This window comes from Nocardia sp. MDA0666 (genome assembly GCF_003023875.1).
GTDB lineage: Bacteria > Actinomycetota > Actinomycetes > Mycobacteriales > Mycobacteriaceae > Nocardia > Nocardia aobensis.
The window spans coordinates 76,880-86,368 of record NZ_PYHT01000020.1 but is presented as its reverse complement, the minus strand read 5'-3'; the positions used below and the strand labels follow the sequence as shown (position 1 = coordinate 86,368).

10 protein-coding genes are annotated in these 9,489 nt (G+C 67.5%); 5 read left to right on the top strand and 5 right to left on the bottom strand.

All coding sequences use genetic code 11. From position 1 onward, the window contains the following. The first annotated feature begins 71 nt into the window (after window positions 1-71). A complete protein-coding gene (dcd, locus tag C8258_RS24345; protein WP_030514292.1) occupies window positions 72-671 on the top strand; it encodes a dCTP deaminase in 600 nt (199 codons plus the stop codon). Between the two features lie 127 nt (window positions 672-798). On the opposite strand, the gene C8258_RS24340 is transcribed toward dcd, so the two are convergent. After that, the gene (locus C8258_RS24340) at window positions 799-2,442 is read right to left on the bottom strand and encodes a cytosine permease (RefSeq protein ID WP_233225312.1); all 1,644 of its coding nucleotides are present in this window, start codon (window positions 2,440-2,442) and stop codon (window positions 799-801) included. Window positions 2,443-2,580: 138 nt separating this feature from the next. Between C8258_RS24340 and C8258_RS24335 the strand changes: the two genes are divergently transcribed. Next, window positions 2,581-3,633 (top strand): hypothetical protein, encoded by a 1,053-nt coding sequence (locus C8258_RS24335; protein ID WP_106957160.1) that lies wholly within the window; start codon window positions 2,581-2,583, stop codon window positions 3,631-3,633. 67 nt (window positions 3,634-3,700) lie between these two features. Here the strand turns inward: C8258_RS24335 and C8258_RS24330 are convergent, their stop codons facing one another. Then, on the bottom strand, window positions 3,701-4,237 hold the full coding sequence (locus tag C8258_RS24330) for a YdcF family protein (protein ID WP_233225311.1): 537 nt from the start codon (window positions 4,235-4,237) through the stop codon (window positions 3,701-3,703). A 124-nt stretch (window positions 4,238-4,361) separates the two neighbouring features. On the opposite strand from C8258_RS24330, the gene C8258_RS24325 reads away from it, so the two are divergent. The 3 genes from C8258_RS24325 (at window position 4,362) to C8258_RS24315 (ending at window position 7,798) form a co-directional block, all read left to right on the top strand. Then, window positions 4,362-5,684, top strand: a complete 1,323-nt coding sequence (locus C8258_RS24325; protein WP_036506686.1) for a UDP-glucose/GDP-mannose dehydrogenase family protein — start codon at window positions 4,362-4,364, stop codon at window positions 5,682-5,684. 154 nt (window positions 5,685-5,838) lie between these two features. After that, window positions 5,839-7,218: an Hsp70 family protein gene (locus C8258_RS24320; protein WP_106957158.1), complete on the top strand. Its 1,380-nt coding sequence runs from the start codon at window positions 5,839-5,841 to the stop codon at window positions 7,216-7,218. A gap of 91 nt (window positions 7,219-7,309) precedes the next feature. Then, window positions 7,310-7,798 carry a TIGR00725 family protein gene (locus C8258_RS24315; protein ID WP_106957157.1) on the top strand — a complete coding sequence of 163 codons (489 nt, stop codon included), beginning with the start codon at window positions 7,310-7,312 and terminating at the stop codon, window positions 7,796-7,798. A gap of 8 nt (window positions 7,799-7,806) precedes the next feature. On the opposite strand, the gene folE is transcribed toward C8258_RS24315, so the two are convergent. The 3 genes from folE to C8258_RS24300 are packed head-to-tail and all read right to left on the bottom strand — an operon-like array spanning window position 7,807 to window position 9,415. After that, window positions 7,807-8,400 carry a GTP cyclohydrolase I FolE gene (gene folE, locus C8258_RS24310; RefSeq protein ID WP_106957156.1) on the bottom strand — a complete coding sequence of 198 codons (594 nt, stop codon included), beginning with the start codon at window positions 8,398-8,400 and terminating at the stop codon, window positions 7,807-7,809. Window position 8,401: 1 nt separating this feature from the next. Continuing rightward, window positions 8,402-8,863: a hypothetical protein gene (locus C8258_RS24305; protein ID WP_106957155.1), complete on the bottom strand. Its 462-nt coding sequence runs from the start codon at window positions 8,861-8,863 to the stop codon at window positions 8,402-8,404. A 27-nt stretch (window positions 8,864-8,890) separates the two neighbouring features. Then, window positions 8,891-9,415: a DUF2231 domain-containing protein gene (locus C8258_RS24300; protein WP_199195838.1), complete on the bottom strand. Its 525-nt coding sequence runs from the start codon at window positions 9,413-9,415 to the stop codon at window positions 8,891-8,893. Between the last annotated feature and the right edge of the window lie 74 nt (window positions 9,416-9,489).

The following is a 9,489-nucleotide window of genomic DNA, read 5'->3' as shown; positions in this document are numbered from 1 at the left end:
CGGGGACGGATTTGGCGCCGGCTCGCTGTGCGGCTGCGAGCCCGCGAACACGGGTTACTAGGCTGACCGCCGTGCTGCTTTCCGATCGCGACATTCGTGCCGAGCTGGCCGCCGGGCGGCTCGGGCTGGAACCGTTCGACGAGAAATTGGTTCAGCCGTCGAGTATCGATGTGCGGCTGGATCGAATGTTCCGGGTGTTCAACAACACTCGCTACACCCATATCGATCCCGCGCAACGCCAGGACGAACTGACCACCCTGGTCGAACCCGACCAGGGTGAGCCGTTCGTCCTGCATCCGGGCGAATTCGTCCTCGGTTCGACGCTCGAGGTCTGCACCCTGCCCGATGATCTGGCCGGCCGCCTGGAGGGTAAATCGAGCCTCGGGCGGCTCGGTCTGCTCACCCATTCCACGGCGGGATTCATCGACCCGGGTTTCAGCGGTCACATCACGCTGGAGTTGTCGAATGTGGCGAATCTGCCGATCACACTGTGGCCGGGTATGAAGATCGGCCAGCTGTGCCTGTTCCGCCTGAGCAGCCCCTCGGAACACCCGTACGGTAGTGCGGCGGCCGGTTCGAAATATCAGGGCCAGCGGGGGCCCACGCCCTCGCGCGCGTATATGAACTTTCCGCTGCCGCAGGATTCGATTCCGCAGCCTGCGGAGTCCTGAACAGCACCTTTGCGGGAAGCGTGGTTGGAGTGGGACCTGAACTTTTCGTGCAAACCTCGACGTCAATGCGAGAAAACCGCAAAAACCGCCGAGGTTTGCACGATACGTTCACTACGTCGGCATCCGGTTAGCTCGGCGGCAGCACGTGCGCGCCCGATTTGTCCGTCGACAGGGCCAGTGAGCTGATGTATTGGATTTCGCCCTCCGGCCCGGGGACCGCGGAGGCGATCATGTCGGGCCGTTCGAAGTCCATTCCGGTGACGTGGCAGGTGAGGGTCTCGCCGGAGGGGTTGCCATGTTCGTCGAACATATCCAGCTCGATTCCGTCGTCGCCGCGGCGCAGGTAGTACTTACCCCGGGTGAGAACCGCGGTGAGCGGGGTCGCGACGAAGGCGATCACGACGGCGACGATCGGCGAATACGGTTTCAACGCGGCGCCGAACACGCCGAAGAAGGTCATGATCGACAGCACCGCCGACAATCCGAAGCCGACCAGGCCCACGGGATTGAAGCTGTAGAGCATCCCGCGCCGGAATTCGGGCTGTTTGGGCGAGAGCTTCAGCAGATACTTGTTGACCGCGATATCCGTTGCGACGGTGACGATCCAGGCGATACCGCAGTTGGCGTAGAAGCCGAGGATGTCGTTGAGGAAGTCGAACATATTAGCTTCCATCAGGATCAGCGCGATCGCCAGATTCACTCCGAGGAATACCAGCCGGCCCGGATAGGTCTTGGTGACGCGGGTGAACGAGTTGGTCCACGCCAGCGAACCCGAATAGGCGTTGGTCACATTGATTTTGATCTGTGAGATGACCACCAGCACCACCGCGAGCGTCATCGCCAGCCAGGACGGAACCATATCGCGGTAGATCTCCAGGAACTGATGTACCGGCTGATTCGCGATGTCCTGTGCTCCCGGCAGATTCGCGATCAGATAGACCGCGAGGAACAGGCCGACGACCTGTTTGACGGCGCCGAAGATCACCCAGCCCGGCCCGGCGAGCAGCATCCAGCCCCACCACTTGCGCGCGTTCTCCGGAGTTTTCGGCGGCATGAACCGCAGATAGTCGATCTGCTCGGCGATCTGTGCGATCAGTGACAGACACACACCCGCGGCCAGCAGCGCACCGGAAAGGCTCACGCCCGCACCGTCCTTACCGCCGTAGGCGAAGAACGAGTCGATCGATTCGGGGTGGCGGATCAGCAGGAACGCGAACGGCAACACCATCAGCAGCAGCCACAGCGGCGTCGTCCAGACCTGCAGTTTCGCCAGCGTATTCATGCCGTAGACGACCAGCGGGAAGATCAGCACCGTGGAGAGCAGATAACCCAGCCACAGTGGGATGTGCAGGCCCAGATTCAGGCCTTGCGCCATGATCGAACCCTCGGTGGCGAAGAAGATGAAGGTGAACGAGGCGAACACCAGGTTGGTGATCACCGAACCGTAGTAACCGAATCCACTGCCGCGGGTGATCAGATCCAGATCGATGTTGTAGCGAGCGGCATAGTAGGCCAGCGGAAATCCGGTGATCATGATGATGATCGCGAAGATGCCGATGCCCAGCAACGCATTTCCGGTGCCGTTCGCGATGCCGATGTTGGCGCCGATGGAGAAATCCGCGAGGTAGGCGATGCCGCCCAGCGCGGAGACGCCCACCACGGCCGGACTCCATTTGCGATAGCTGCGGGGCGCGAAGCGCAGCGTGTAGTCCTCGAGGGTTTCCTTCGTCGCGGCGGCAGCGGTCGCCGGACGGGTTTGCACATCAACCACGATCTACTCCTCATCGTTCCCGCGCTCGGCGCGGCCTTTCGAGGGTGCAGGCCCGATGTGGTGTCCGGTTTGCCGCTCGGTTACCGCCGTGTAACGCCCCGCGACGTGCGGCTTTGCGCCCTCCCTTTACCGTGGTGCATGACCTTTGACTCGACAGCGAAGGCGAACGACCCCGGTGCGGGCGCGGCCATCCGGCCCTCCGCGACCGACCGGATCCGCTCCTGGACGGCGCTGGTACTGGCCGCCGCACCCACCGCGGCGATCCTCACGGTGGTGCTCTACGGGCTCGGTTTGGCGATGGGTTTCGGCACCCTCGGCATTCTCGCCATCGCGTGGTTGGTGGTGTGTGTTCTCGTCGCGGTGGTGTGCTTCCTGGGCGCCGAGCGGCGGTGGTTGTCGGCGCGTTTCGGGGTGCGCGCGCCCACTTCCGGCGAGCGGCATGCGCTGACGACGGCGTGGGAGCGGGTGGCCCGCCGATCCGGCATCGCCTCCTCCTCGCATTCGCTGTGGATCCGGGAGAGCGAGCGTGAACTGCTACTGCCCCGGCGGATGATCGCAGTCCCTTCGGCCGTACTCGGTGCGCCCCCGCGGGAACTCGAGGCGGTGCTCGCCCGGGAGCTCGGGTATCGGTCCGAGGGGCGGGTGTCGTTGTGCCAGTTCGTGTTCCGGTACTTCAATCTGCCGCTGGTGTGGCTGGAGCGGGTGTTGCTCTCCGGCCCCGCGGCGGTCGGAGCGTGGCTGACGCGGCGGATGACTCCGCCGGCGGCCCGGATCTTCGGTATCGGCTGGAGTGCGGTCAGCCGGGTGCTGGTCGCCTGCCCGGCGATCGCGGCCACCACCGTGATCGTGGGGCTTCCGGCCGCGCTGCTGCTGCGTATCGCTCCGGAGGTGGCGGCCTGCGCTCTCGTTCCGGTCGTGCGTCGCATCGACTACCGGGCCGACCGGGCGGCCGTCGACCTGGGTTACGGTACGGACCTCGGTGTGGCGCTGCAGGAACGGCGGGCGGAGTCCGGCGACGCGGCGGCGCTGTACGCACTCTCGGTGTCCGCGTACGCGCCGCGCACCGCGGTCGGCGAACGCGTTCGCCACATCCGCGACCGCATGGACGAGCGGGTGCGCATCGCCGGATATTCCGGGCCGGTGCTTCCGGAAGGTGGTGCGGCACAAGGGTTTCCGGGATCCGATCGGTGAGGTGTCGGATCGGCCGGTGAGCGAGCCGGACGCCGTGGAGCCGATGCCCGGCTCGACGGCCGCCGGTTCAGCAGTCCTCGAAGGCGGCTTTGACATATCCCGAGGACTGATACAGGTACTGGTAGGCCCACCGCGCCACACCGATGTGCGGCTGCGCGTCGACGAGCAGAACCTCACCGCCCCAGCACTTTCCGAGCACATACCGGGCGCGGGAGATGTGCGGAGTGAAGGTCACCACGATCACGCGTCGCCAGTTCTCCCGTGCCGCGCGGGCGGCCAGTTCGCGTCCCTCGCCGCGTGTGGTGCGCGGCTCGGGATCGAAGCAGCTCACCCGGAAGCTGTATCCGCCGTGACAGATTCGATTGATCAGCGGGGAGTGGTCGTAGGGATCGGAGAACACCACCTGCGGGGCGTAACCGTCGTGTGCCAGGCGCAGCGCCAGCTCCTCGCGGCCGTCGTGGGCGCCGCCGAGGACCAGGATGGCATCGGCCGGGCGCGGCGCGTCGGTATGCGGGCGCACGTACACCGGCCACAGCGCCGCCACCGCGACGGCGAGCACGAGCACCACCCCCACCGCACCGCGCACCCACCACCGTTTTCGCACTCTGCGATGGTAGGTGGTCGGCGAATGCGCTGATCGGCGGCGGTTTCTCCCTGTACACCCACTGTTGCCTGCGCCCTCGCCTCGTGGACGCGGACCGGCCATACCCGCCGCGTATCAATCGACTATGCGTCTGACGGTATTCGGGACGGGATATCTGGGAGCCACCCATGCCGCCTGCATGGCCGAGCTCGGTCACGAGGTGCTCGGAGTGGACATCGACCCCGGCAAGGTGGCCAAATTGTCCGACGGCGTCGTGCCGTTCTACGAACCCGGCCTGGAAGCGGTGCTGCGCCGCAACCTCGATGCCGGGCGACTGCGCTTCACCACCTCCTACGAGGAGGCGGCCGCGCACGCCGACGCCCACTTCCTCGGCGTCGGCACCCCGCAGAAGAAGGGCGAATACGGCGCGGACCTGAAATATGTCCACGCCGTGGCCGATTCGCTGGCGCCGCTGCTGGAGCGGCCGTCGGTGCTGATCGGCAAGTCGACGGTGCCCGTCGGCACGGCCGCGGAACTGGGCCGCCGGATGCGATCTCGCGCCCGCACCGACGTCGAGGTCGCCTGGAATCCGGAATTCCTGCGGGAGGGGTTCGCGGTGCGCGACACGCTGCGGCCCGACCGGCTGGTGCTCGGGGTCGACGGCGAACGTGAGCGCGCCGACTGGGTGCGAGCGCAGGTGCGCGAGATCTACGCCGACCTGATCGCGGCGCAGGTGCCGTTCCTGCTCACCGATCTGGCCACCGCGGAACTGGTGAAGGTGTCGGCCAACGCGTTTCTGGCCACGAAGATCTCGTTCATCAACGCCGTCTCCGAGGTCTGCGAGGCGACCGGGGCCGATGTCACGATGCTGGCCGACGCGCTGGGCCACGACGCCCGCATCGGCCGCCGATTCCTCAACGCCGGGCTGGGTTTCGGCGGTGGCTGTCTGCCCAAGGACATCCGGGCGTTCATGGCCCGCGCGGGTGAGCTCGGCGCCGATCACGCGGTCGCGTTCCTGCGTGAGGTCGACAACATCAATATGCGCCGGCGCACCAAGGTGGTCGATATGGCGGCCAAGGCGTGCGGCGGTTCGCTGCTGGGCGCCAACGTGGCGGTGCTGGGCGCGGCCTTCAAACCGGAATCCGACGATGTGCGCGATTCGCCCGCGCTGAATGTGGCCGGAATGATCCAGCTGCACGGCGCGGTGGTCACGGTCTACGACCCGAAAGCGCTGGAGAACTCCCGTCGCGTCTTTCCGACGCTGAACTACGCGACCTCGGTGGCGGAGGCGTGCGATCGGGCGGATGTGGTGCTGGTTCTCACGGAATGGGACGAGTTCACCGCACTCTCGCCGCGCGACCTCGAGCCGGTGGTGCGCGGGCGTTCCATTATCGACGGACGCAACTGTCTCGAGCGCGCCGCGTGGACCGCCGCGGGATGGGTGTACGCGGGACTCGGCACGTCGTAGTGTGGCGGGAGCCAGGTAGAGTGGCGGCGCCCTGCGGCATGCGCATCGGGCCCGTTCACGGCGGCCTGGGGACGCTCGCACGGCCCAGCACAGGCCGACGGGGGCGGTGGCCGGGGCGTACCGGTCGCGAAGCGTGAAACGAGATGGGCGGCAGATGAGTTCGGTACTGGGAGTTTCGGTGGGGGCCGGCGCCATTCGCGTCGCGATCCCCCATCCCGGTAACTCCGCCGAACGATTCGTCGCCACCGCCTTCGACGTGCAGGCGATGCCGGTCGGCGAGCAGCACTCCATGGACGATGTGGCCGCCGAAACCGTCGGCGCCGTCTTCGGTTCCGCGCCCGAGATCGCCGCGACCGCGCTGGCCTATCGCAACGAACAGCATGCGCGCACGCTGCGGGGCGCCCTCGCGCGCCGCCAGCTCACCAATTACGAACTCGTGCCCGAGGTCGCGGCGGCGCGGGAATTCCTGCGCGCCACTGGTGAACTGCAGGGGTATCGCACGGTCGCGCTCTACGACCTCGGCAGTTCCGGCCTCTCGGTCAGCGTGATCGACGTCGAGTCCGGACAGGTGAGCCACAGCGAGCGCACCAGCGACATCAGCGGCGACTATCTGGATTCGCTGATCCGCGAACAGCAGATCGCCTCCGGCCGGATCGAACATCCCCCCACCGCACAGGGTTTGGCGGCCCTGGACGGCGTATGCCGGCAGGCCAAGGAGCAGCTGTCGAGTACCACGGCGGTCGCGGTGCCGTCCGAGCACGGCCTGGTGTTGTTGTCGCAGGAGAACTTCGAAGCGCTGATCATGCTCGCCGTCGAATCCTCGGCTCGCATGACCCGCGATGTGATGATGCGCTCCGAACAGGCCGTGCAGGCGGTCTTCGTGATCGGCGGTTGCGCCCGGATTCCTCTGATCGCGCGCATTCTGGAGCGGTGGATGGGGATGCCGGTGCTGGTGCCCGCCGATCCGGAGACGGTGATCGTGCGCGGCGCGGCACTGCTCGCCCGCCCCGCCCAGGTGGCCACGCCCGCGCCGGTTCCACAGGCTCCCGGGCCCGGATCCGCCGACGACACCGTGCAATTGGCGCCGGTGTGGTTGTCCGAGGATGCGCTGCGACGCGCGCGCAAGCGGAACAAGGCGCGCGCCACGAGCACACTCGGCGGCAAGGTGGGTGCCGGTCGTCGCCGGGAGTTGAGTGTGGCCGGGGTGGCGGTCGGTGCCCTGGTCGTGGTCGCCGCGCTGGGGATCGGGCTCGGCTGGGGCCAATCGGTTCTGCGGGGCGATTCCCAGAGCAACACCTCCGCCTCCACTTCGGTGCCCGTCGCGCCGCCCCGTGCCTCCGCGGACCCCTCGGTCGCGCCGACCACCGATGCCACCAATGCCTCCGTGGCCGCGCCCACTCCGAACTGGCAGGCGCCGACCACCACGACCACATCCCCGACGCCGGGGCCGCCGACCATCGTCGTCCCGGGCCTGCCGCCGATCGTGGTGCCGACCATTCCGCCGCTGCTGCCGCCGTTCCCGCCGCGGCAGTAGGTGGTTTCGCCGCTGCCGCAGTAGGCGGGCGGTTCCGCGCATCGGATTAGCCTGATCCTCACCTATCGGCCACGCCCGAGGAGTGTGCGAGATGCCCCCTGTTCAGGTCGCGGTCTGCGGGCCGCGCGACTGCACGGACGCCGAGGCCGATACCGCGCGGGAGGTCGGGCGGCTGCTGGCCCGGGCCGGCGCGATCGTGTTGTGCGGCGGCGGGACCGGGGTGATGGCGGCGGTCGCCGAGGGTGCGTCGGCCGAAGGCGGCCTGGTGATCGGAGTCCGGCCGGACACCGACCGCGCGGGTGTGTGTGACGGCCTGTCCGCCGTCGTGTACACGGGTATGGGTGAGGCGCGAAACGCGATTCTGGTCCGGTCGGCGGACGCGGTGATCGTGGTGGGCGGTTCCTGGGGAACGCTGTCGGAGCTGGCACTCGCCAATCGACGTGGGGACGTGCCGGTGGTGTCGATCGGTGGCTGGCAGATCCTCGATGGCGAGGGCCGAACGATCGAGGGGAGTCACCGGGCGGCGAATGCGGCCGAGGCGGTGGCATTCGCCGTGGCAGGTGCTCGACCCGGCGGCTGACGCTCGCCTCAGGGCGCGATTCCGGTGAGGGAGAAGAACTCCTGACGGGAGCGGGCGTCTTCGCGCAGCGTGCCCAACAGGGTCGAGGTGACCGTGGTCGTGCCCGCGGCCTGGACTCCGCGCAGGGTCATGCAGGTGTGTTCGGCCTCGATGACCACGCCGACGCCCTTGGGCTCGAGGTGTTCGGTGAGCCAGTCGGCGATCTGCTTGGTCAGGCGTTCCTGGACCTGCGGTCGGCGGGAGAAATGTTCGACGATGCGGGCCAGCTTCGACAGTCCGAGAATGCGGTCGCCGGGCAGATACCCGACGTGGGCCACACCCACGAACGGCAGCAGATGGTGTTCGCAGACCGAGCGCAACGGGATGCGGCGAGCCAGCACCAGTTCGTCGTAGCCCTCCTCGTTGGGGAAGGTGGTCAGGTCGAACGAGCGCGGGGTGAACAGTTCGGCGTAGGCGCGCGCCATCCGGCGCGGCGTGGCCTGCAGATGTTCGCTGTCGAGGCTGACGCCCAGCGCGGTGAGGAAGGTGCGAGCGGCATCCTCGGCGACCGAGAGGTCGATGGCGCCGGTGTCGTGGACGACGTGTAACGCGGGGACGGACACGCTAGCTCCCACCGACGCCGAGAGCGGTGAGCAGCACGAGCACGAGCGTCGCGACGGCCAGGACGCCGTGTCCGCCCACGATTGCCACCGGGAAATGCCGCTCGGCGGGTTCCGCGGTCTCGTCTGCCCCGGCAACGTTTGTCGCCGCGTGGTCGGGGGTGGCCTGGTTCGCGGTGCGGGCTCGGAATACCGGTAGCCAGCGGAAGAACATGACGAATCCGAGCAGCGCGACGGGCACGAGCAGGGCGAATCCGACCCACGCGAGGGCGTCGTTGTCGACGATCAGGTAGATGATCCACACCACGAGACCGGCGGCGGCGAGCAGGAAGTGCCCGAAGACCACCGGTGGCGGCAGATGACTCGAACTTGGTTGTCGTGCACCGCCTTTGGCGATCCAGGTGGCCAGCAGGAAGAAGCCTCCGCCGGCGGTGAGCAGCCAGAGGATCAGAGCTGCGATGCCCATGATGACTCCCGAATGTGAGAAGGAAGGTCAGCGGCGGTAGCCGGTGGCCTGGGTGGTTTCGCCGGCGACTCGCACGCCGTAGCGGTAGGCGAGTTTGCCGCCGAGATATCCGGATATGCCCAGTACGAGCAGGGATGCGATCGACAAGACCAGGGGCCCGACAGGTGTCGCGCGATCGGTGCCGGCCGCGGTCCGCCACCAGAAGTTCAGTGCATAGGCGACGGTGATGACCAGATTCAGGCTCATATGCGTCAGCCCGGTGCGGAACGCGGGCGTGCCGGACGGGATGGCGAACAGGTCCAGGAAGCCGACCGTGGCCGCGGCCAACGCTCCAAGGACACCGATCGCCACCAGCCATTCGGCCCCGCGGGCGAGGAACTGCGGGTCGTCGACGATGTGGGAGCCGATGTCGAAGACGAGGCTCGCGACCCACGCCCCGATCGGCACCGTCACCAGGATCGGGTGGAACGGATGCCCGTACGGCCCGGCCAGTGCGGCACTGACGGGTTGTTTGGCCTGCTCCATATCTCCGGCCACGACACCATCCGCCATGACTCCACCCTCCCTCGGTCGAGGTTCAGTTTCGCCAATAAGTATTGGCGAAACTGTATCTGTGGTCAATACAA